The organism is Sphingomonas sp. S6 (genome assembly GCF_043498045.1).
In the GTDB taxonomy this organism is placed as follows: domain Bacteria; phylum Pseudomonadota; class Alphaproteobacteria; order Sphingomonadales; family Sphingomonadaceae; genus Sphingomonas.
This window is the reverse complement of record NZ_JBIEOE010000003.1, coordinates 277,547-296,220: the sequence shown is the minus strand read 5'-3', so window position 1 is coordinate 296,220 and position 18,674 is coordinate 277,547. Positions and strand designations below refer to the sequence as shown.

Below are 18,674 nucleotides of genomic sequence, written 5' to 3'. Positions count from 1 at the left end.
CGGACCCCGGAACCTCTGTTAGCCTTCGAAAAAATCGAAGGAGAGGTCGATGGCTGGTCCCACCGCGTCCGGGAACGTGGCGGCGCAGGCGCCCGCGCCGCGCTACGCCTGGTATGTGCTTGCCATCCTGTTCGTCGTCTATGTCCTCAATTTTGTTGACCGGCAGGTGATCTCGATCCTGGCAGAGGACATCAAGCGCGACCTGAACCTGAAGGACGAAGATCTCGGCTTCCTCTATGGCACCGCCTTCGGGGTGTTCTACGCGCTGTTCGGCATTCCGCTTGGCCGCCTGGCGGACAGCTGGCATCGCGTGCGGCTCATGACCGTCGGCCTCGCGCTCTGGTCGACGATGACTGCATTGTCCGGCTTTTCGCGCACCGGTGGCCAGCTCGCCGCGGCGCGCATCGGCGTCGGGATCGGCGAGGCGACCGCGAGTCCCGCCGCTTATTCGCTGATTTCCGACTATTTCCCCAAGCGGCTGCGCGCGACGGCCTTGTCGATCTATTCGGCGGGCCTGTACGTCGGCGGCGGCGTATCGCTGTTCATCGGCGGACTGATCGTCCAGGGCTGGAACCGCGCCTATCCCGGCGGCGGGCCTTTGGGTCTCGTCGGGTGGCAGGCGGCGTTCCTTGCGGTCGGTATTCCCGGCCTGATCGTGGCGCTGTGGGTCGCGACGATCCGCGAACCGATCCGCGGGCTGGTCGAGGGGCTGCCCGAACCGGACAAGCATCCCGCCCCCTTCCGCGCCTTCTTCCAGGAACTGCTCACGATCATTCCGCCGCTCACGCTGATCGGCGCGGCACGCGGCGGCACGCGGGCATTTCTCATCAATCTCACCGGTCTTGCCGCGGTGGTGGCGGTCGTCGCCTTCCTGATCGGCATCGGCGAACCCAAGCCGCAATGGCTGGCGATCGGGATCGGCGTCTATGCGGTCTTCTCCTGGGCCTGCGCGCTCAAGCGCCGCGATCCCGCGACATTCGCGCTGATTGTCGGCACGCCGGCCTTCCTCTGCACCGTCGTCGCCTACGGTCTCAATTCCTTCCTCAGCTACGCCGCCAGCTTCTGGGCGGCGCCTTATGTGCTGCGCACCTTGGGCGAGACGCCGGCCCGAGCCGGCCTGTTGCTCGGCAGCAGCGGCGCGCTGGCCGGGTTCCTGGGGCTGACCATCGGCGGCATCGTGGCCGACCGTCTGCGCCGTACCGATCCCGCCGGGCGGCTGATCGTCGTGATCTTCGGCGCGACCGTGCCGATTCCGTTCCTGATCGGTGCCTTTACCGCCTCCAGCGTCTGGGTCTTCTATCCCTGCCTGTTCCTGTCGGGCCTCACCGCCAGCGGCGCGTTGGGATCGGCGGCGGCGACGACGCAGGATCTGGTGCTGCCCCGCATGCGTGGCACCGCGACCGCGACCTTCTTCATCGGCACGACGCTGATGGGCCTTGCGATGGGGCCGTATCTGGCGGGCCGCATCTCGACGCTGTCGGGCAGCCTGTCGGTCGGCATGCTGTCGCTGCTCGCGATCATGCCGGTGACGCTTACCTGCGCGATCGCCGCCTATCGCCTTGTCCCCGCCGCCGAAGCGTCACGCGAAGCGCGCGCGCGGGCGGCGGGGGAGCCGATCTGATCGCCTAGCGCACCCGCTCGTCTCGCAACCGCTTGGCGACCTTCACCGCCGACGCGCGGGCATAGGCACGGCAGGCACCGGGCGCGGTGCGGAAGCGATCGGTCGCATCGTCCTGATCGGCATGCGCGGTGATCAGCAGGTCGCACGGCAGCGCCGCCATCGCCGCCTGCCCACGGCGAAAGGCCGCGAGCACCGGCCGCGCGGCGGGCGCGCTGAACCGATAGCCGGGCGCGGACACGGGGTTGAGGCTGCTCGCGAAGACGATGGTCTTGCACGCCCGCCCCTCGCACGCACGCCAGCTCCAGCTCATGCTGCCCATCGTATGCCCCGGCGTCGCCCGCGCGGTAACGACCGTATCGCCCAACCGCAGCGTCTCGCCATCGCGGATCGTGCGCACCGCCGGCACCGCGGGAAAGCGACTGTCATAGCCGCGCTGCGGATCGTCAGCGGCCAGCCGACCGCTGCGCAGTCCCTCCGCCCCGCGCGCACTGGCGACCACCGTCGCACCGGTATCGCGCGCCAGTGCGGCGAGGCCACCGGCGTGGTCGAAATGCGGTTCGGTGCTGAGGATGTAGCGGATGCGCCGCGGGTCGAAACCCAGTTTACGGACATTGGCGAGGATCGCCGGCTCGGCCTGCGGCAATGCCCCGTCGATCAGGATCAGGCCGTCGCCGGTATCCATCAGCGCGACGCTGAGCCCGCCGAAGCCCACAAGATAGGTCTTGCCGAACACCCGCACCGGCGGGGCGGGGCGCAGCCAGTCTTTCGCCTGTTCGACCGCGAGCGGACGGGTCAGCGGATCGTCCGCGGTCGGGGAAACGGCGGCAAGCATGGCCGCAAACAAGGTAACGAGCATCGGCGGTCTCCTTCGCCGCGCAGAATGCCTCGGTGCTGGGGCCGCCAACAAACCATCTTCTCTCGACACAGGCATGAATTCGCCTCATGCCTCGGTTCATGGACCGCGCTCAATTACCCCTCAATGCGCTCCGTGCCTTCGAGGCGGCGGCGCGGCATCTCAACTTCACCCGAGCAGCGATCGAATTGTGCGTCAGCCAGGGCGCGGTCAGCCACCAGGTCGCGCAGCTCGAACGCCGGCTCGGCACGCGGCTGTTCCACCGGTTGCCGCGCGGACTCGCACTGACCGATGACGGCCATGCCTTGGTGCCGGTGCTCGCCGAGACGTTCGACCGGATTGGCGCGACGCTGGACGGCTATGCCGACGGGCGCTTCCGCCACCCGCTGCACGTCGGCGTGGTCGGCACCTTCGCCACCGGCTGGCTGATCGCGCGAATCGACGATTTCGACGCGACGCATCCGCACATCGACCTGCGCCTCGCGATCAACAACAACCGCGTCGATCTGGCGGGCGAGGGCCTGGATTATGCGATCCGCTTCGGCGACGGCGCGTGGCATGGTACGGCGGCGGAGCCCGTGCTCGACGCGCCGCTGACCCCGTTGTGCGCGCCCTCCGTCGCGGCGCGGCTGAGCAGCCCGGCCGATCTGGCGCGCGAGCGGCTGCTGCGCTCCTATCGCCCCAGCGAATGGGGCCTGTGGTTCGCCGCGGCGGGCGCCGCCACGCCGCCGTTGCGCGGGCCGATGTTCGACAGTTCGGCGCTGATGGCGGGCGCGGCGGCGGCGGGGCTGGGGGTGGCGCTCGCCCCGCGCGCGATGTGCCTGCGCGATCTCGCCAGCGAACGCCTGGTCCAGCCCTTCGCCATCGAGGTCGACGCCGGCCGCTACTGGCTGACCCGCCTGCTGTCGCGCAAGGAAGGCCCGGCGATGCAGGCGTTCCGTCGCTGGCTGCTCGATCAGTCCGCCGCCTTCAGGTCGTCGTCCGACGGCTCGTAGCCCAGGATGTCGCCCGGCTCGCACTCCAGATAGCGGCAGATCGCGGCGAGCGTGCCGAAGCGCACGCCCTTCACCCGGCCCGACTTCAGCAGCGACAGGTTTGATTCGGTGATGCCGATCGCTTCGGCAAGCTCCTTCGACCGCACCTTGCGGCGCGCGAGCATGACGTCGAGGTTGACGATGACCGGCATCAGACGAAATCGTCCAGATCGCGCTGCGCCTGCAATCCCGATTCGAGCGCGCCGACCGTGGCATAGGCGGCGATGGCGAGCAGCAGCGGCGGCACGATCGCATTGACGTCGAGGGGCAAAATCCAGTGCGGCCCCCAAGAGGTGCCCCGGTACAGCAGCATCTGGCGCAGCGCGTCGGACAGCGGCTGTGCGATCGCCCACAGGATCGCGGCGATCGTCGCACGGCGCAGCCACGGCAGCGCCCGGGCGAAGGCATCGGTCGGCGGCCCGCCGAGCCGGCGCAGCGCGAGTCCGACCGCGGCCATCAGGATGGCGAACGGGCCGACGTCGATCAATTCGATTCCCGCCAACGCCAGCCGGACGGGGCCCCGGGCGACATAGGCGTCGAGGCGGCGGAGGTCGGCGGGAGAGCGGGACAGGCGGGCGGCATCCTCCGTGTCGAACAGCTCTGCCGGGGCCGATGTCCGACTACATCCTTGTTCGCCGCAATGGATGCGCGGCGCCGGCCAGAGACCGGCCAGCGGGATCGTCGCCGCCGCGAGCGCTGCGATCGCGAGGAACAGAACGCCCGCCAGTCGGCAGCGGCGCGCCTTGCGGGCGATTCGGGTGCGGGGGTCGAGCGGCGGGCGCATCAGACGAAATCGTCCAGATCGCGTTGCGCGCGCAACCCTGCTTCTATCGCCCAGATCGCGGCATAGGCGGCGATGGCGAGCAGCAGCCCGGTAGCGATGTCGGCGAGGTAAATGTTCGTGTACAGGGTCGGTCCGGCCGGCGTGCCGGGCGACAGCCACGATTCGAGTGCGGTCTGATACACCGCATGGGCGAGCGTCCAGACGATGGCGGCGATCGAGGCGCGGCGCAGCCACAGCAATGCCCGCTGCAACGGATCGGCACCGCGTCCACCGAGGCGGCGCAGGGCCACGCCGACGCTGAACAGCAACGCGGCAAAGGGCAAAGCGTCGATCGCCTCGATCCCCGCAAGGCCCCAGCGCACCCGGCCCTGCGCGGCAAAGGCGTTCAACGCCTTCAGCGCGGCGGGCGACGCCTCCACGCGCAGTCGCTCGTCGCTGTCGATCAGCGTGACCGGCCGCGCCCCCCACACGCAGCCGTAGCCGCCGCCGCATCCCGGCGACGCGCCCGGCGTCAGCCCGGCAAAGGCGATCACCGGCAGCATCACCGCGGCGCCGATCAGAAACGCCAACCCCGCAAGCCGGCAGAGCCACGCCTTGCGCGGCGGCAGCCAATATCCGTCCTTCATCATATTCTTTCTGTTTGACAGAAATTTCTTAGCTTCATACACGAATGAGGCCGGCTGGTCGACAGCCGCACGAAGGGGACACACGCCATGAAGACCGGGATGATGCGCCTGTTGGGCGCCACGATGCTGCTTGGCCCGATGCCGGCCATGGCGCAGGATTTAACGATGCATGCGCCCGAAGTGGCGATCGGCGTGCTGCGGCACGGCGCGAACTTCCATCCGCTGGGCAGCCAGCTGACCTTCCCCGCGCTAGGGCCGGGCGAGGTGTATGAGGGCATGGAAGAGCATGGCACCACCGATATCCAGCTCGTCTATCGCACCAAGATGCTGCCGATCCGCTGGGTGCTCAAACCGCGGTTGACCGCCAAGGCGCAGATCAACACCGCGGGCAAGACGAGCTTCGCCAGCCTCGGCGCGGAATGGCGGCAGCATGCCTTTAAGGGCCGTGTCTACGCGCAGATCGGCATCGGCGTGACGATCCACGATGGCTATCGCTACCTGCCCAACCCCTTCCTGCCCGGCCTGGACAGCGCCGAGGCATGGCGCCGTTACGAGATATATCAAAGCCGCACCGGCTTCGGATCGCGCGTGCTGTTCAACCCCAATGCCTCGATCGGCGTGCGGATCGACCGGCGCTGGGCGGTCGAGGCGACCTGGGAGCATTTCAGCCACCGGCGGCTGTTTTCGGACGTCAATCCGGGGATCGACAATGTCGGCATCCGGCTGGTGCGGGCGCTGGGCCGGTGATCGCGCTCGCGCTGCTGCTGTCGGTGCAGGCGGTAACGCCCGTCGCGGAGCCGTCGGCGGAGGATATCGTGGTGACCGGACGGCGCCAAGCGGCGAGACGGCTGCGGATCGTGACCAAGACCGACCGCCGCACCGGCGACATACGCTGCGTCTTCAAACGGCGCAGCGGCGATGCCGCACTGGATGCGGGGATGTGCGCAGGCCTGCTCGCCTGCGCGCCGGTAGCACGGACGAGCGCGGCGGTGACGGCATGCATGACGCCGGTATGGAAGCGGCTGATTGATGGTGAGGCGGCGCCTGCCGGGTGATGCGCAGGCCCGTCGTTCTGCCCCCCGTCACCCCGGACGTGTTCCGGGGTGACGGGGGGATGTTTCGAGCCTCTTGCCGTCCCTCTGCGACCCGGTGGACCCTGGAACACGTCAGGGGTGACGGCGTGAGTGGGGCCATTGCCGCCTTCCTCTCATCGTCATTCCCGCGAAGGCGGGAATCCAGACGCGCTGCCGTCACGCCTCCAGCGGAAACGTCAGAGGTTATGGATTCCCGCCTTCGCGTGAATGACGAACCGGAGGTGGCAAGCCTCGCCGCGCGCCGTCCGATCGCGCGCCTCATCGAACCAACAGTTCCGCCCCGAACCCGGGTTCTCTCCCCCCCGTCTTTCGGCTACGCGCTCATCCATGGGCACGACGATCCGTTGCGACCTGGCGATCGTCGGGGGTGGGCTGGCCGGTGGCCTGATCGCGCTGGGGGTGAAGGCGCGCGCGCCCTCATGCGACGTGCGCATCGTCGAAAGCGGCTCGACGCTGGGCGGCGATCACGTCTGGTCGTTCTTCGGCAGCGACGTCGCCCAGGCCCATCGCGCGCTGGTGCAGGACATGGTGGTGCATGGCTGGCGCGGCTATGACGTAGTCTTCCCAAATCTGACGCGTGATGTCGACGCGACCTATTATTCGATCACCAGCGAACGGTTCGACGCCGTGCTGCGCGCCAAGCTGCCGGCGCAGGCGATCATGACCGGCCGGCGCGTACTGGCACTGTCCGCGACCGCCGTGGTGCTGGGCGACGGCGACCGGATCGAGGCGGGCGGCGTCATCGACTGCCGCGGCCCCGGCGACCTCGATACGCTGGAATTGGGCTGGCAGAAGTTCGTCGGCCACGAACTGGCGCTCCCCGCACCCCACGGCATCGAGCGGCCGCGGGTGATGGACGCCACCGTCGACCAGATCGACGGCTATCGCTTCGTCTATTGCCTGCCCTTCGCGCCCGACCGGATGTTTGTCGAGGACACCTATTACAGCGACACGCCCGGTCTCGACGTGCCAGCCCTTCGCGCACGTATCGCCGATTATGCACAGGCGCGTGGCTGGGCGGGCGCAGAGGTCGTGCGGCGCGAGGCGGGGTCGCTGCCGATCACCTTGGGTGGCGATTTCGACGCCTATTGGCGCTCGACCGGCAAGGGGATCGCCAAGGCGGGCATGCGCGCAGGCCTGTTCCAGCCGGCGACCGGCTATTCGCTGCCCGACGCGGTGCGCTTCGCCATCGCGCTGGCGGACAGCGGCGACTGGTCCGGCGCGGGCCTCGCCACCTTCGCCTATGCCCATGCGCGCGAACACTGGCGGCGCGGGGCCTTCTACCGCATGCTCAACACGATGATGTTCCGTGCGGGCGATCCGGCGGAACGCTGGCGCATCATCGAACGCTTCTACCGTCTGGACCCGGCGCTCATCACCCGCTTCTATGCGGGGCGGTCGAGCATCGGGGACAAGGCTCGCATCGTAACAGGGAAACCGCCGGTGCCGGTTGGTCGCGCGCTGCACGCGCTGCGGTCGACGGCATGGCGGTAGGACAGGGATATAGGACATGAAGTCGGCGATCGTCATCGGATCGGGGTTCGGCGGGCTGGCGCTGGCGATCCGGCTGCAATCGGCAGGGGTCGCGACGACGATCGTCGAAGCGCGCGATCGGCCGGGCGGCCGCGCCTATTATTGGGAAAAGGACGGCTTCACCTTCGACGCCGGCCCGACCGTCATCACCGATCCGGCCTGTCTGCAGGAATTGTGGGCACTGACCGGCGCCGACATGGCGCGCGACGTCACTTTGGAGCCGGTGACGCCTTTCTACCGCCTCAACTGGCCCGACGGCACGAACTTCGACTACACCAACGACGAAGCCGCCTTGCAGCGCGAGATCGGCAAGCTCGATCCCGCCGACATCGCCGGCTACCATCGCTTCCTCGAATATGCCGAGGGCGTGTACCGCGAAGGCTATGAAAAGCTCGGCCATGTCGCCTTCCTCGACTTTGCGTCGATGGTGAAGGCGGCGCCGGCGCTGGCGAAATACCAGGCATGGCGGTCGGTCTATTCGATCGTGTCGAAGTTCGTGAAGAACGAGAAATTGCGCGAGGCGCTATCCTTCCACACGCTGCTGGTCGGCGGCAATCCGATGACGACCAGCGCGATCTACGCGCTGATCCACAAGCTGGAGCGCGACGGCGGCGTCTGGTTCGCGCGGGGCGGCACCAACCGCCTCGTCGCCGGCATGGTCGCGCATTTCGAACGCATCGGCGGCACGCTACGCCTCGGCGACCCCGTCACTGCGATCGAGACTTTGGGCGACCGGGTGACCGGCGTCACCACGCAGAGCGGCTGGACGATGCAGGCCGATGCCGTCGCCGCGAACAGCGACATCATGCACACCTATCGCGATCTGCTGAAGACTTCGCGCAGCGGCCAGCGCACCAAGGCGGCGCTGGAAAAGAAGCGCTATTCGCCGTCGCTGTTCGTCGTTCACTTCGGCATCAAGGGCGCGTGGCCCGGCATTCCGCACCACATGATCCTGTTCGGCCCGCGTTATAAGGGTCTGCTCGAGGACATCTACGACCATGGCGTGCTGAGCCAGGATTTCTCGCTCTACCTCCACCACCCGACCGTCACGGACCCCAGCCTCGCGCCGGAGGGCCACTCGACCTTCTACGCGCTCGCCCCCGTGCCGCACATGGGCAAATTCCCGGTCGACTGGAACGAGATCGGCCCGATCCTCGAAAAGCGCATCCTCGACGAGGTCGGCCGCCGCCTGATCCCGGACATCCACGATCGGATCGTGACGAAGTTCAGCTACGCGCCGAGCGACTTCGCCGCCGACCTCAACGCGCATCTCGGCAGCGCCTTCAGCCTCGAACCGATCCTGACGCAAAGCGCCTATTTCCGCGTCCACAACCGCGACGACCATATCCCGAACCTCTATTTCGTCGGTGCCGGCACGCACCCGGGCGCGGGCATCCCCGGCGTCGTCGGCAGCGCCAAGGCCACCGCGGCGCTGATGCTGTCGGGTCGGTAAGCGTAATCTCTCCCCTCCCTGACAAGGGAGGGGCCGGGGGTGGGTTGCCCTCCGCATCGCGATCGGCCAGCCTGACGCGATGCCGCGGATCGCGCCCTATATGACGGCCAACGCCCGGGCGCTCCGCACCGGCGCGACGGAGGCCGAGCGGCTGATCTGGCTGCGACTGCGGGGCCATCGGCCGCGTTTCACTCGGCAGTTACCAGTCCGGCGATACATCATCGATCTCGCGTGTCGCAGCGTGAAGCTGGGTATCGAGTTCGACGGTAGCCAGCACGTCGATAGCGCCAGCGACGACGAGCGGACGCGGTGGCTCGAAGGATTGGGGTGGCGGGTGATCCGGTTCTGGAACAGCGATGTCGTCGCCAATCCTCACGGCGTGGCTGAAGCGATCGTGGCCGCCGTTGCGCAATGCGGCGGGCCGACCCACCCCCGGCCCCTCCCTGCCAGGGAGGGGAGGTGATGCGGCGTCTGATACCGTTGGCACTCGCCCTCCTCCTCGCCGCCTGCGGCGGCCGCGCGGTCAGCGACGTGCCGGTCAAGATCGGCCGCCCCTACACCGTCCGTGGAGTCACCTACGTCCCCGCGCCCGCGCCGGGTTATGACGCGCTCGGCTATGCCGGCTGGTACGGCGGCGAATCGGGCAATCGCACCGCGCGCGGCGAGCGGTTCCGCGCCAAGGGGATCAGCGGCGCACATACGACGCTGCCGCTGCCGAGCTATGTCGAGGTGACCGCGCTCGACACCGGCCGCACGATCCTGTTGCGCGTCAACGATCGCGGCCCTTTCGTCCGCGGGCGGATCATCGATCTGTCGCGCGGCGCGGCCGACGCGCTCGGCATCCGCGCGAGCGGCACCGCCGCGGTACGCGTCCGGCTGGTCGATCCACCCGAACGCGACCGCGCCCGGCTGCGTGCCGGCAAGTCCGCCAGCCCACGTCCCGATGCGTCGCCCGACACGCTCGCCATGCTCCGCCAGCGCTGGATGGAGACGCGCTGAGCTTGCCGCTGGCGACGCATCGGCGTAGCGGCAGCGCCATGAAACGTCTCGCTATCTATTGCGGCTCGGCGACGCCGGCCGATCCCGTCTATATCGAATCGGCGCGTGCGATCGGGCGTACGCTCGCCGAGCGCGGTATCGGCGTCGTCTACGGCGGCGGCCGGCTGGGGCTGATGGGCGCGATCGCCGATAGCGCGCTCAGCGCGGGCGGCGAGGTGATCGGCGTGATCCCGCAGGCGCTGGTCGATGCCGAGGTCGCGCATCGCGGCCTCACCGAATTGCACGTCGTAAGCGGCATGCACGCGCGAAAAGCCGCGTTCACCGACCTTGCCGACGGCTTCGTCACCATCCCCGGCGGCACCGGCACGATGGACGAATTGTGGGAAGCGCTCAGCTGGGCACAGCTTGGTTATCATGCCGATCCGGTCGGCCTGCTCAACGTTGCGGGCTATTACGATCACCTGATCGCCTTCTGGGAAAAATCCGCGGAGGTCGGATTCCTGCGCCCACAGCACCGCGACCTGCTGATCGTCGACACGACGCTCGACGGCCTGCTCGACAAGATGGCGGCGCATGTCCCGACGCAGCCGATCGTGCGGATGAAGACGTCTGACCTCTGAGGCGCATCCCAGCCGCGACGCGCCCTCCCGCGACGCTATCGTAGCGACCGCCCACGAATCGATCGCTAGGGGATCGAAGAGCTTCGCGGCGGCGAGCCTGTTGTTCGATCCGGCGACGCGCGAACGGGCGTGGCTGCTCTACGCCTGGTGCCGCGCGTGCGACGATATCGCCGACGGCCAGGATCACGGTCATGACCTGCGCCCGGTTGAGGACGCGCCGCGCCGCATCGCGGAGATGGCGGCACTGACCGACGCGGCGCTGGCCGGCGAGACGGTCGGCGTCCCCGCCTTCGACGCGCTGCGCATCGTCGCTGCCGAAACGCGCCTGCCGCGCCGCTTCGCGCACGATCTGATCCAGGGCTTCCGCCTTGACGGCGACGGCTGGCGGCCTCGTACCGAGGACGATCTGCTCACCTATTGCTACCATGTCGCCGGCGTCGTCGGCTGCATGATGGCGGTGATCATGGGCGTCGATCCGGGCGATGACGCGGTGCTCGATCGCGCCTGCGACCTGGGCCTCGCCTTCCAGCTCGCCAACATCGCCCGCGATATCGACGAGGATGCACGCGGCGGCAGATGTTACCTGCCGTCCGACTGGCTGGCGGAGAAGGGCATTGCCCCCGACGCCATTCTCGCGCCCGAAAACCGCCCGGCGCTGGCCGAGCTGGCGCGGCGGCTGACGGATCGCGCCGCGGCGTTCGAGGCGAGCGCCCGCGTCGGCACGCGCGCGCTGTCGTTCCGCTCGGCCTGGGCGGTGCTGGCGGCGGCGCGCATCTACGGCACGATCGGGCGCAAGGTCGCCGCACTCGGCCCGGCGGCGTGGGATGCGCGCGTGACCACCTCGAAGGGCGAAAAGATCGCCTTCATCATCCAGTCGGCGATCGAGGCGCGCGGCCGGCACGATATCCCCGACACGCCCCGCGCCGGCCTGTGGACGCGCCCGCGCTAGACGTGGGGGCATCCGTCATCCCAGCGAAGGCTGGGACCTGCCGGTTGTAGCGCGCGACAGGCGCCGCGAGAGACCCGGCCTGCGCTGGGGTGACGGTTGCAACACGTCACCCGAAATACGGAATGTGCGCCCCCATCTCTACCGGCAGCAGCCCCAGCCGCCGCGGGTCGCGAAACGTCTCGATCGTCCGCTTCACCGCCACGAAACCCTGCTTCCGATAGAAATTCAGCGCCGACGGGTGATCGAGCGTGCAGGTATGCACCCACACCCGCGCGATCCCCGGCCGCCAGCAGCGCGCCATCGCCTCCGCCATCAGCCAGCGGCCATGGCCATGCCCCGCCAGCTCGGGCACCAGCCCGACATAGGACAGCTCGCACGCGCCCGCATGGCGCAGATCCAGTTCGAGCAGCCCCACCTCGATTCCCGCGCGATCGGTGACGGCATAGACCTCCACGTTGGAATCGTGGACGATCGCGGTCAACGCCGCATCGTCCATCGCCAGCCGCGAATACCATAGCCACGGACCGCCGACCCGCCGGAACAGCATCCGGTATTTCTCCGGTTCGGGCGTTGCCCAGCGCACCAGCCGCAGCGGCGACGCGGGCAGGGGCCGCAGCGGCGGGCGCCGCGTCATCTCCAGCGTCGTGACGATCGTCGCCAGATCGCCGCTGTCGACCGGGATCAGCGCCATCGCCTCAGGCCCCCCAACATCAAGCCCAGTTCGCGCGCGGCGGCAGGCTCATCAGGATCGCGTCGATATTGCCGCCGGTTTTCAGCCCGAACAACGTGCCCCGGTCATAGACCAGGTTGAACTCAGCATAACGCCCGCGCCATTCGAGCATCTGCGCCTCGTCGTTCGCGTCGAAGGCGTCGTGCATCCGCCGCCGCACGATGCGCGGATAGACGTCGAGGAACGCCTCGCCCACGGCGCGCGTGAACGCGAAGTCGGCGTCGAAATCGCCCTCCAGATGATCGTAGAAGATGCCGCCGACGCCGCGATGTACCTTCCGGTGGGGCAAGTAGAAGTAATCGTCCGCCCACGCCTTGAAGCGCGGATAATAGTCCGCCCCATGCGCATCGCACGCGGCTTGCAGGACGGCATGGAATTCCGCCGTGTCACCCTCGACTGGCAGCGGCGGGTTGAGATCGGCACCGCCGCCGAACCATTGCTTGGTCGTGCGCAGGAAGCGCGTGTTCATATGCACCGCCGGAACGTGCGGATTGGCCATGTGCGCGACCAGGCTGATCCCGGTCGCGAAGAAGCGGGGGTCCTCGCCGGCGCCGTGAATCGTCTTGCCGAACTCGCCCTCGAACGTGCCGCCGACGGTCGAGACGTTGACGCCGACCTTCTCGAACACCTTCCCCTTCATCACGCCGCGCACGCCGCCGCCACCCGGCTCTCCCGACGGATCGACGCGGTCCCAAGGGGTATAATCGAACGCCGCATCCGACCCCGCCTCGCGCTCGATGCTCTCGAACGCCGCGCAGATGCGTGTCCTAAGCGATTCGAACCAGTGGCGGGCGGCGGTCTGTTGGTCGTCGAGGCTCAGCATGGGGAACGGCTTAGCGGCGGGGGGGAGGGGGTGTCGATGGGGCGGATTGTCTCAGCCCGCCTGCTCGCCGTGGCGGCCGCCGCTGCGCTAACGGACGATCCAAATCAGGACGCCAGCAATGAGCAATAGAGAGAGCAGGCAACCTAAGGACGCGAGACATTCGACCCACCACGGTTTTCCCCGGCCGATGTGATAGCCGAACGCGCCTGCGATCGGCTCGACAAGTGCTTCTAGTAACCACGTCATGCTCACGTTCCCGCAGCGAATTGCGTCTGGTGCCGATACCCAATGGCTACCAGCCGTTCACCCCGGCCATCCCCCCGTCTGCCGCAGCGCCTCCGCCGCGACGATCGCCGCGGACACCGACAGGTTCATCGATCGTAGCCCCGGCGCCATCGGGATCACCACGCGCGCATCGGCCCGTGCATGCACCTCCTCCGGCACGCCCGCGCTCTCGCGGCCGAACAGCAGCACGTCGTCCGCGCGGAACGCAAAGTCATGCAGCGGCGTCGCCCCACGCGTCGTCAGCAGTACCAGCCGCCCCGGCGCCTGTCCCTGGAACGTCTCCCAGTCCGCATGCCGCGTCACCGACACATGGTCGATATAGTCCATCGCCGCCCGCGCGACGCGCTTGTCGTCCCACTGGAAACCCATCGGCTCGATCAGGTCCAGCGCTACCCCCAGGCAGGCAGCGGTGCGCATCACCGCGCCGACATTGCCGGCGATATCGGGCTGGTAAAGGGCGAGGCGCAGGGGGCTGGTCATGGCCCGCGTCCTTAGCGACGGGCCGGGCGGCCGTAAAATGCTGTTGGCAAAGCGCAGCGGCGCCGTCTATCAGGCGAGCAGCCCGCCGTGGGGACGGCAGGGTTCGGTGGGGCTGCACTCCGGCACTTCCGCAAGAACATACGCAAGGGCAGAGACGAATGGCGATTGACGACATGGTACCTCCCGGTGAATCGCCGGCGCCGTTCCACGAGGAAGTCCACGATCCCCGCCGTCGCGATTTCATCAATATCGCCGCCGTGTCGTTCGCCGGGGTGGGCGCGCTCGCGATCGTGCTGCCGCTCATCAACCAGATGAACCCGTCGGCGGACGTGCTGGCGCTGTCGACCACCGAGGTCGATCTGTCCAAGATCCAGCCGGGCCAGGCGATCAAGGCGCAGTTCCGCAAGCAGCCGCTGTTCGTGCGTAACCTGACGCCGAAGGAAATCGCCGAGGCGAATGCGGTCGACATCAAGACGCTGCGCGATCCCCAGACGCTCGCCGAACGCACCAAGCCGGGCAAGGAAAACTGGCTCATCACTTTGGGCGTCTGCACCCACCTCGGCTGCGTGCCGCTGGGCGCGGGCGAGGGCGAGAACAAGGGGCCGTTCGGCGGCTATTTCTGCCCGTGCCACGGCTCGGCGTACGACACCGCGGCGCGCATTCGCCAGGGACCGGCGCCCAAGAACCTGCACGTGCCCGATTATGCGTTCAACTCCGACACCGTCGTGACGGTCGGTTAAGGGAAAGGTAGAACAGATGAGCTTTCCCTGGGCCAAGCATTACGAACCCAAGCAGCCGCTGATGCGCTGGCTGGACGAGAAGCTGCCGTTGCCGCGCCTCGTCTACAATGCCGTCGGTGCGGGCTATCCGGTGCCGCGCAACCTCAACTATTTCTGGAACTTCGGCGTTCTTGCCGGTGCCGCGCTCGCGATCCAGATCATCACCGGCATCGTGCTGGCGATGCATTATGCCGCCAATGCGGGCGTTGCCTTCGGCTCGGTCGAAAGCATCATGCGCGACGTCAACGCCGGCTGGTTCCTGCGCTATGCGCACGCCAACGGCGCGTCCATGTTCCTCGCCGTCGTCTACATCCACATCGGCCGCGGGCTCTATTACGGCTCGTACAAGGCGCCGCGCGAGATGGTGTGGCTGCTCGGCGTCGTCATCTTCCTGCTGATGATGGCCACCGCGTTCATGGGCTATGTGCTCCCTTGGGGGCAGATGAGCTTCTGGGGTGCGCAGGTCATCACCGGCTTCTTCTCGGCGATCCCGCTGGTCGGCGAAACGATCCGCGTGTGGCTGCTGGGCGGCTATGCACCGGACAATGCGACGCTCAACCGCTTCTTCTCGCTCCACTATCTGCTGCCGTTCGTGATCGCGGGCGTCATCATCCTGCACATCTGGGCGCTGCACATCCCGGGGTCGAACAACCCGACCGGCGTCGAAGTGAAGGGTGAGCAGGACACGGTGCCCTTCCATCCCTATTACACGGCGAAGGACGGCGTCGGCGTCGGCGTGTTCATGCTGATCTTCGCGCTGCTGATCTTCTTCAGCCCGAACCTGCTCGGCCACCCGGACAATTATATCGAGGCGAACCCGCTCTCGACGCCCGCGCATATCGTGCCCGAATGGTACTTCCTGCCGTTCTATGCGATTCTGAAGAGCTTCACCGCGAACTTCATCCTGGACGCGAAGCTGTGGGGCGTGCTGGCGATGTTCGGCTCGATCCTGCTGCTGTTCTTCCTGCCCTGGCTCGACACGTCGCCGGTGCGCTCGGCGAACTACCGTCCGAAGTACCGCATTTTCCTCGGCATCCTGCTGCTCGACGTGCTGGTGCTCGGCTATGTCGGCGGGGCAGAGGCGAATGCGCGCAACGTGATCCTGGGGCAGATCGCCTCGGCCTATTATTTCGCGCACTTCCTCATCATCCTGCCCTGGGTCGCCCGGTCGGAGCGTCCGCGCCCGCTGCCCAATTCGATCACCGAAGCGGTGCTGGCAAAGCACGGTGGCACCAGCCTCGCGCACAGCGCGGCGCAAGCCTGAACCGACTGGGGGACAATCAGAACCATGCCTCGCATCATCGCCTCCCTGGTCGGCGCCGCCTTCATCTTCGTCCTCGCGCTCGCGCTCTTCGGCACTGCCAAGACCGCGATCGAGGATCCGGCGAAGGAAACCGTCGAACAGCTGTTCCACATGCACCCCGAGAATATCGGGCTGTCGTCGAACGGCTTCTTCGGCAAATATGACAATCAGCAGCTGCAGCGTGGCTTCCAGGTCTACAAGGAAGTCTGCTCGGCCTGCCACAGCCTGAAGTACGTCGCCTTCCGCGACCTGCAGAAGATCGGCTACAGCGAACCCGAAGTGAAGGCGATCGCCAACCAGTGGGTGATCGAACAGCCGACGGTGAACCCGGAGACGGGCGAAGCCTCGACGCGCAAGAACGTGGCCAGCGATCGCTTCCCGTCGCCCTTCGCCAACGAAGTCGCCGCGCGCGCCGCGAACAACAACGCGCTGCCGCCCGACCTGTCGCTGATGACCAAGGCGCGCCACGACGGGTCGAACTACGTCCACGCGCTGCTGATGGGCTATCGTAACCAGGCCGGGTATAAGAACGAGAAGGGCGAGGAACTGCTCAAGCTGTTCCCGGATGCGGCGACGCCCAAGGGCCTGCACTTCAATCCCTGGTTCGCGAACCTGAACATCGCGATGCCGCCCCCGCTGACGCAGGACGGCCAGGTGACCTATTCGGACGGCACCAAGGCGACCAAGGACCAGATGGCCCGTGACGTCGCCGCCTTCCTGACCTGGACCGCCGAGCCGAACCTCAACACCCGCCATGGTGCCGGCCTCGCCGCGGCGCTGTTCCTGCTGGTGTTCTGCTTCCTCGCCTGGGGCGCCTATCAGAACGTCTGGCGCGACATTAAGCATTGATCCCGATCGCCTGACCGGCGGTTCGGATGGACGGGGCGGGCGGTGCGACAGGGCACCGCCCGCCCTTTTCGTTCGCGGGCGGGCAGAATACGACCGCCCCCCACTCCCCCGTCATTCCCGCGAAGGCGGGAATCCAGACGCGCTACCGTCGCACCTCCGGCCGCGAGGTCAGAGGTTATGGATTCCCGCCTGCGCGGGAATGACGGTTCTGGGGAGGCATGGGGCATACCTTCGTTCGTCATCCCGGCGCACGCCGGGATCCATGGACAGGATAAGGGAGTGTCGGTGCGCTACCGCCAGCCACGCCGCAGCCATGGATCCCGGCGTGCGCCGGGATGACGGAGGGGGGCGTCTCCCATTGACCCCGCACCCGCCACACGCGACAGCACCCCCATGAACGACGATCTGAAAGCGCTGATCCGCACGATCCCGGACTTCCCCAAGCCCGGCATCCAGTTCCGCGACATCACCACGCTGCTGCTCGATCCCGCCGGCCTCGCCGCGACGATCGACCGCATGGTCGCCGCCACCACCGGTCCCGTCGACCTGATCGCCGGGATCGAAGCCCGCGGCTTCCTGTTCGCGGCAGCGCTTGCCGTGCCCCTGAAGGCAGGCGTGCTGCTGATCCGCAAGGACGGTAAGCTGCCCGGCGCGACGATCGCCGAAGATTATGCACTCGAATACGGGCAGGACCGGATCGCGATGCACGAAGATGCGCTGGTGCCCGGCCAGCGCGTGCTGCTGGTCGACGACCTGATCGCCACGGGCGGCACCGCACGCGCCGCGGTACGGCTGCTGCGCAAGGCGGGCGCCGTCGTCGATCAGGCGCAATTCGTCATCGACCTGCCCGACCTCGGCGGTGCAGACGCCCTGCGCGCCGATGGCGTGCAGGCCGACGCGCTGTTCGCGTTCGAGGGGCACTGAGCGAGGCTCACCCGCACGACGATCCGGCGGGCGAAGCCCTATTTGCCTCAACCCCACCCGCGCACGGGCAATGCAGCGCTACACCGGGTCCGCCGCGAACGACGTACGACCGCCCAGCTTCGTCAGCGGTAGCAGCCGGCCACGCCTCATCGCCCGCTCATCACCCATTCAGCCGGAACCCGCGACGATCCGCCCTCGTTGAACGACAATAGGTTGCGTCCCCGATTCGCCAATCCGACTCGCCGGCGCCCTTCGATGATGGGAGAGCATCCATGATCTTCAGGCGTTTGGCATTGGTCGGCCTGTTGTTCGGAACCGGTGTCGTCACCAGCGCCTGCACCGACGGCTATGGCTATAGCGGCGTGTCGGTCGGTTACGGGACCGGCGGCTATGGCTATTACGACGACGGCTTCGCCGACCCGTATTACGGCGGCTACGGCTATGGCGGCTATCCCAGCTATTTCGGCTGGTATGGCGACTATTATTATCCGGGCACCGGCATCTACGTCTACGATCAGTACCGCCGGCCCTATCGGTGGAACGATGGCCAGCGCCGTTACTGGGAGCAGCGCCGCAACCAATGGCGCGGCGACCGCAACTTCCGCAACGACTGGAACGGGTTCGACCGTCGCCCCGGCTGGCGCGGCGATCGGCCGGGCGGCCCCGGCGGGCCGGGCGTGGGCAATCCGGGCCGCCCGGACTGGGGCAATCGCGGCAATTGGCGCGGCAACCGCCAGAATTTCTCGAGCCAACCCGCGCCTGCGCCCCAGCCGCCGACCGGCGCGGCACCTACGCCCAATCCGCAACCCAATTGGCAGGGCCAGCGCAACTGGAACGGCAACCGCAATTGGGGCGGGAATCGCAACTGGAACGGCAATCGGAACTGGGGCGGCAATCGCGGCGGCGGCCCGCGCGGCGACCGCGGTCGCCGCTGA

General features: G+C 67.8%; 22 protein-coding genes. 15 read left to right on the top strand and 7 right to left on the bottom strand.

The window, feature by feature from the left end:
* Window positions 1-49: 49 nt before the first annotated feature.
* Window positions 50-1,621, top strand: coding sequence for an MFS transporter (locus tag ACGVWT_RS06960; RefSeq protein ID WP_315461881.1), 1,572 nt, complete (start codon window positions 50-52; stop codon window positions 1,619-1,621).
* 4 nt (window positions 1,622-1,625) lie between these two features.
* Here the strand turns inward: ACGVWT_RS06960 and bla are convergent, their stop codons facing one another.
* Window positions 1,626-2,477: a subclass B3 metallo-beta-lactamase gene (gene bla, locus ACGVWT_RS06955; RefSeq protein WP_315461880.1), complete on the bottom strand. Its 852-nt coding sequence runs from the start codon at window positions 2,475-2,477 to the stop codon at window positions 1,626-1,628.
* A 98-nt stretch (window positions 2,478-2,575) separates the two neighbouring features.
* Here bla and ACGVWT_RS06950 point away from each other — a divergent pair, with 98 nt between their 5' ends.
* A complete protein-coding gene (locus tag ACGVWT_RS06950) occupies window positions 2,576-3,469 on the top strand; it encodes a LysR family transcriptional regulator (RefSeq protein ID WP_315461879.1) in 894 nt (297 codons plus the stop codon).
* On the opposite strand, the gene ACGVWT_RS06945 is transcribed toward ACGVWT_RS06950, so the two are convergent.
* From ACGVWT_RS06945 to ACGVWT_RS06935, 3 genes are read right to left on the bottom strand one after another with little or no spacing between them, the layout of a single operon-like run.
* Complete coding sequence (locus ACGVWT_RS06945; protein ID WP_017977498.1) at window positions 3,430-3,660, bottom strand: helix-turn-helix transcriptional regulator; 231 nt, start codon at window positions 3,658-3,660, stop codon at window positions 3,430-3,432. The two genes, ACGVWT_RS06950 and ACGVWT_RS06945, sit on opposite strands and share 40 nt — an antisense overlap.
* Window positions 3,660-4,292, bottom strand: a complete 633-nt coding sequence (locus ACGVWT_RS06940) for a hypothetical protein (RefSeq protein ID WP_315461878.1) — start codon at window positions 4,290-4,292, stop codon at window positions 3,660-3,662. Before ACGVWT_RS06940 ends, ACGVWT_RS06945 begins: the two co-directional genes overlap by 1 nt.
* Window positions 4,292-4,921, bottom strand: a complete 630-nt coding sequence (locus ACGVWT_RS06935; protein ID WP_315471937.1) for a hypothetical protein — start codon at window positions 4,919-4,921, stop codon at window positions 4,292-4,294. Before ACGVWT_RS06935 ends, ACGVWT_RS06940 begins: the two co-directional genes overlap by 1 nt.
* Window positions 4,922-5,005: 84 nt before the next feature.
* Between ACGVWT_RS06935 and ACGVWT_RS06930 the strand changes: the two genes are divergently transcribed.
* From ACGVWT_RS06930 to ACGVWT_RS06895, 8 genes are all read left to right on the top strand, one after another.
* Window positions 5,006-5,665, top strand: a complete 660-nt coding sequence (locus tag ACGVWT_RS06930) for an acyloxyacyl hydrolase (protein ID WP_315461876.1) — start codon at window positions 5,006-5,008, stop codon at window positions 5,663-5,665.
* Window positions 5,662-5,973 (top strand): hypothetical protein, encoded by a 312-nt coding sequence (locus ACGVWT_RS06925; RefSeq protein WP_116461973.1) that lies wholly within the window; start codon window positions 5,662-5,664, stop codon window positions 5,971-5,973. The genes ACGVWT_RS06930 and ACGVWT_RS06925 overlap by 4 nt, the downstream gene beginning before the upstream one ends.
* 366 nt (window positions 5,974-6,339) lie before the next feature.
* On the top strand, window positions 6,340-7,506 hold the full coding sequence (gene crtY, locus ACGVWT_RS06920; protein ID WP_315461875.1) for a lycopene beta-cyclase CrtY: 1,167 nt from the start codon (window positions 6,340-6,342) through the stop codon (window positions 7,504-7,506).
* A gap of 16 nt (window positions 7,507-7,522) precedes the next feature.
* Window positions 7,523-8,998, top strand: coding sequence for a phytoene desaturase (locus tag ACGVWT_RS06915; RefSeq protein WP_116461975.1), 1,476 nt, complete (start codon window positions 7,523-7,525; stop codon window positions 8,996-8,998).
* 79 nt (window positions 8,999-9,077) lie between these two features.
* Window positions 9,078-9,461 carry an endonuclease domain-containing protein gene (locus ACGVWT_RS06910; protein ID WP_315461874.1) on the top strand — a complete coding sequence of 128 codons (384 nt, stop codon included), beginning with the start codon at window positions 9,078-9,080 and terminating at the stop codon, window positions 9,459-9,461.
* A complete protein-coding gene (locus ACGVWT_RS06905; protein ID WP_315461873.1) occupies window positions 9,461-9,997 on the top strand; it encodes a septal ring lytic transglycosylase RlpA family protein in 537 nt (178 codons plus the stop codon). Before ACGVWT_RS06910 ends, ACGVWT_RS06905 begins: the two co-directional genes overlap by 1 nt.
* Before the next feature lie 38 nt (window positions 9,998-10,035).
* The gene (locus tag ACGVWT_RS06900) at window positions 10,036-10,617 is read left to right on the top strand and encodes a TIGR00730 family Rossman fold protein (protein WP_043060303.1); all 582 of its coding nucleotides are present in this window, start codon (window positions 10,036-10,038) and stop codon (window positions 10,615-10,617) included.
* Window positions 10,607-11,566 carry a phytoene/squalene synthase family protein gene (locus ACGVWT_RS06895; protein ID WP_315461936.1) on the top strand — a complete coding sequence of 320 codons (960 nt, stop codon included), beginning with the start codon at window positions 10,607-10,609 and terminating at the stop codon, window positions 11,564-11,566. The genes ACGVWT_RS06900 and ACGVWT_RS06895 overlap by 11 nt, the downstream gene beginning before the upstream one ends.
* Window positions 11,567-11,672: 106 nt before the next feature.
* Here the strand turns inward: ACGVWT_RS06895 and ACGVWT_RS06890 are convergent, their stop codons facing one another.
* From ACGVWT_RS06890 to ACGVWT_RS06880, 3 genes are all read right to left on the bottom strand, one after another.
* Window positions 11,673-12,257 carry an N-acetyltransferase gene (locus tag ACGVWT_RS06890; protein WP_315461872.1) on the bottom strand — a complete coding sequence of 195 codons (585 nt, stop codon included), beginning with the start codon at window positions 12,255-12,257 and terminating at the stop codon, window positions 11,673-11,675.
* A 19-nt stretch (window positions 12,258-12,276) separates the two neighbouring features.
* A complete protein-coding gene (gene hemF, locus ACGVWT_RS06885; RefSeq protein WP_315461871.1) occupies window positions 12,277-13,119 on the bottom strand; it encodes an oxygen-dependent coproporphyrinogen oxidase in 843 nt (280 codons plus the stop codon).
* Between the two features lie 303 nt (window positions 13,120-13,422).
* Window positions 13,423-13,884: a tRNA (cytidine(34)-2'-O)-methyltransferase gene (locus ACGVWT_RS06880; RefSeq protein WP_315461870.1), complete on the bottom strand. Its 462-nt coding sequence runs from the start codon at window positions 13,882-13,884 to the stop codon at window positions 13,423-13,425.
* Window positions 13,885-14,057: 173 nt separating this feature from the next.
* Between ACGVWT_RS06880 and petA the strand changes: the two genes are divergently transcribed.
* The 5 genes from petA (at window position 14,058) to ACGVWT_RS06855 (ending at window position 18,674) form a co-directional block, all read left to right on the top strand.
* The gene (gene petA, locus ACGVWT_RS06875; protein WP_116462123.1) at window positions 14,058-14,624 is read left to right on the top strand and encodes a ubiquinol-cytochrome c reductase iron-sulfur subunit; all 567 of its coding nucleotides are present in this window, start codon (window positions 14,058-14,060) and stop codon (window positions 14,622-14,624) included.
* A gap of 16 nt (window positions 14,625-14,640) precedes the next feature.
* Window positions 14,641-15,927 carry a cytochrome b N-terminal domain-containing protein gene (locus ACGVWT_RS06870; RefSeq protein WP_116461981.1) on the top strand — a complete coding sequence of 429 codons (1,287 nt, stop codon included), beginning with the start codon at window positions 14,641-14,643 and terminating at the stop codon, window positions 15,925-15,927.
* Window positions 15,928-15,951: 24 nt separating this feature from the next.
* On the top strand, window positions 15,952-16,815 hold the full coding sequence (locus tag ACGVWT_RS06865) for a cytochrome c1 (protein ID WP_116461982.1): 864 nt from the start codon (window positions 15,952-15,954) through the stop codon (window positions 16,813-16,815).
* 393 nt (window positions 16,816-17,208) lie between these two features.
* Complete coding sequence (locus tag ACGVWT_RS06860) at window positions 17,209-17,739, top strand: adenine phosphoribosyltransferase (protein ID WP_315461869.1); 531 nt, start codon at window positions 17,209-17,211, stop codon at window positions 17,737-17,739.
* Window positions 17,740-18,011: 272 nt separating this feature from the next.
* Complete coding sequence (locus ACGVWT_RS06855; protein WP_315461868.1) at window positions 18,012-18,674, top strand: hypothetical protein; 663 nt, start codon at window positions 18,012-18,014, stop codon at window positions 18,672-18,674.

Bases quoted from the DNA above. Each gene is read 5' to 3' on its own strand.
- ACGVWT_RS06960 (WP_315461881.1), top strand. From the start codon at position 50: ATGGCTGGTCCCACCGCGTCCGGGAACGTGGCGGCGCAGGCGCCCGCG.
- bla (WP_315461880.1), bottom strand. From the start codon at position 2,477: ATGCTCGTTACCTTGTTTGCGGCCATGCTTGCCGCCGTTTCCCCGACC.
- ACGVWT_RS06950 (WP_315461879.1), top strand. From the start codon at position 2,576: ATGGACCGCGCTCAATTACCCCTCAATGCGCTCCGTGCCTTCGAGGCG.
- ACGVWT_RS06945 (WP_017977498.1), bottom strand. From the start codon at position 3,660: ATGCCGGTCATCGTCAACCTCGACGTCATGCTCGCGCGCCGCAAGGTG.
- ACGVWT_RS06940 (WP_315461878.1), bottom strand. From the start codon at position 4,292: ATGCGCCCGCCGCTCGACCCCCGCACCCGAATCGCCCGCAAGGCGCGC.
- ACGVWT_RS06935 (WP_315471937.1), bottom strand. From the start codon at position 4,921: ATGATGAAGGACGGATATTGGCTGCCGCCGCGCAAGGCGTGGCTCTGC.
- ACGVWT_RS06930 (WP_315461876.1), top strand. From the start codon at position 5,006: ATGAAGACCGGGATGATGCGCCTGTTGGGCGCCACGATGCTGCTTGGC.
- crtY (WP_315461875.1), top strand. From the start codon at position 6,340: ATGGGCACGACGATCCGTTGCGACCTGGCGATCGTCGGGGGTGGGCTG.
- ACGVWT_RS06915 (WP_116461975.1), top strand. From the start codon at position 7,523: ATGAAGTCGGCGATCGTCATCGGATCGGGGTTCGGCGGGCTGGCGCTG.
- ACGVWT_RS06910 (WP_315461874.1), top strand. From the start codon at position 9,078: ATGCCGCGGATCGCGCCCTATATGACGGCCAACGCCCGGGCGCTCCGC.
- ACGVWT_RS06905 (WP_315461873.1), top strand. From the start codon at position 9,461: ATGCGGCGTCTGATACCGTTGGCACTCGCCCTCCTCCTCGCCGCCTGC.
- ACGVWT_RS06900 (WP_043060303.1), top strand. From the start codon at position 10,036: ATGAAACGTCTCGCTATCTATTGCGGCTCGGCGACGCCGGCCGATCCC.
- ACGVWT_RS06890 (WP_315461872.1), bottom strand. From the start codon at position 12,257: ATGGCGCTGATCCCGGTCGACAGCGGCGATCTGGCGACGATCGTCACG.
- hemF (WP_315461871.1), bottom strand. From the start codon at position 13,119: ATGCTGAGCCTCGACGACCAACAGACCGCCGCCCGCCACTGGTTCGAA.
- ACGVWT_RS06880 (WP_315461870.1), bottom strand. From the start codon at position 13,884: ATGACCAGCCCCCTGCGCCTCGCCCTTTACCAGCCCGATATCGCCGGC.
- petA (WP_116462123.1), top strand. From the start codon at position 14,058: ATGGTACCTCCCGGTGAATCGCCGGCGCCGTTCCACGAGGAAGTCCAC.
- ACGVWT_RS06870 (WP_116461981.1), top strand. From the start codon at position 14,641: ATGAGCTTTCCCTGGGCCAAGCATTACGAACCCAAGCAGCCGCTGATG.
- ACGVWT_RS06865 (WP_116461982.1), top strand. From the start codon at position 15,952: ATGCCTCGCATCATCGCCTCCCTGGTCGGCGCCGCCTTCATCTTCGTC.
- ACGVWT_RS06860 (WP_315461869.1), top strand. From the start codon at position 17,209: ATGAACGACGATCTGAAAGCGCTGATCCGCACGATCCCGGACTTCCCC.
- ACGVWT_RS06855 (WP_315461868.1), top strand. From the start codon at position 18,012: ATGATCTTCAGGCGTTTGGCATTGGTCGGCCTGTTGTTCGGAACCGGT.